Annotated in this window: 2 protein-coding genes; both read right to left on the reverse strand. The window is 59.2% G+C overall.

All coding sequences use genetic code 11. From position 1 onward, the window contains the following. Positions 1 to 97: 97 nt before the first annotated feature. On the reverse strand, positions 98 to 277 hold the full coding sequence (locus C100_RS49510; protein ID WP_200866554.1) for a hypothetical protein: 180 nt from the start codon (positions 275 to 277) through the stop codon (positions 98 to 100). Positions 278 to 282: 5 nt separating this feature from the next. Continuing rightward, positions 283 to 837: a recombinase family protein gene (locus C100_RS49515; protein ID WP_442800311.1), complete on the reverse strand. Its 555-nt coding sequence runs from the start codon at positions 835 to 837 to the stop codon at positions 283 to 285. Positions 838 to 1,158 lie beyond the last annotated feature (321 nt).

Below are 1,158 nucleotides of genomic sequence, written 5' to 3' on the forward strand. Positions count from 1 at the left end.
CTGGCTTTGCGATGCGCTGACCCCGATGGGCCAGCGTGACCCCCGCCGTGTTGCCCTGGAAGAGCGGATACGGACTGATCTGGCAATGTCGGGCATATTACCAGCCGACGTCGATCAGGCCACCGCGATCGTCGACGACGCCATCCGTGAGCAGGGACGGGCTTCGGGCAAGAAGAATGTGAGCCGGGCGGTATCGGAGCTGGTGCGCGCTGGCTTGCTCAAGCGGCACTATCAGGGCTATTGCGTCGATCACCATAATCGCGGTGCGCAGCGCCAAGCCGTCTATGTTCTGGCAGGCTGTGCGCGCGGTCTGATTGGCGGCAGACAAGAACAGCCAAGAGCCGTGCCGAGGCAGGCAGAACTAGCGTTCTGAACGCTTAGAAATCGACCAAATTTAACATAACTATTATTATCGCGCCGGAATTTTTCACATCGGGCAGCGTTCGCGAGAGCCAGTATCGAGCTTGCAGACATTGCTACGGCCGCCGTAACAGGAGACAAACCTCCAAAGAGCGCGGTCGGTACGGCAATCATATTGTAGCCGATTGCCGTCAAGATGTTTTGTCTTGAGATCCGCTGATAACGCCGGGCCATCGACAGGGTGATCGCAAGTTGTTCGATATCGCCGGTCAGCACCATCAGGCCGATCCCGCGCTTCTGCAGATCGCCGACCAGCCCAACGACGTGGGGTAGCGACCGTCCGATCCGGTCGAGCTTCCAGACTACGAGGGTGTCGCCATCACGCATGATGTCGAGTGCCTTGTCGAGCCCGGCCCGTTCGGTCGCACGGCCCGAGCACACGTCGTCGAACACCCGGTCGCATCCGGCACGATCCAGCGCATCGCGTTACAGATCGAGATTTTGCTCGCCTGTCGACACCCGCATATATCCGATCAACATCGACGTCCGCTCCTTCTTTCATTAATCTATCGAAGGATGGGGTTTACCGGCTATAGGTTTCTGGATGGGTAGATGTGAGATTGAGGGTCATCCAGCGGTCCGATCGTAATCGCCGGCCCGCTTCGCATCAAACCGGGGTTTGTTGGGAAGGCAGCCAGCCCAGACCGCCTTATGTAGGTTTTCTGTTCCGCTGCTACTCAAACCCCTTGTACCGGGATAGCGACGCTGGACGGCTCCCCTTCCCCCCCCCCCCCCCCC

This window comes from Sphingobium sp. C100 (assembly GCF_000508185.1).
In the GTDB taxonomy this organism is placed as follows: domain Bacteria; phylum Pseudomonadota; class Alphaproteobacteria; order Sphingomonadales; family Sphingomonadaceae; genus Sphingobium.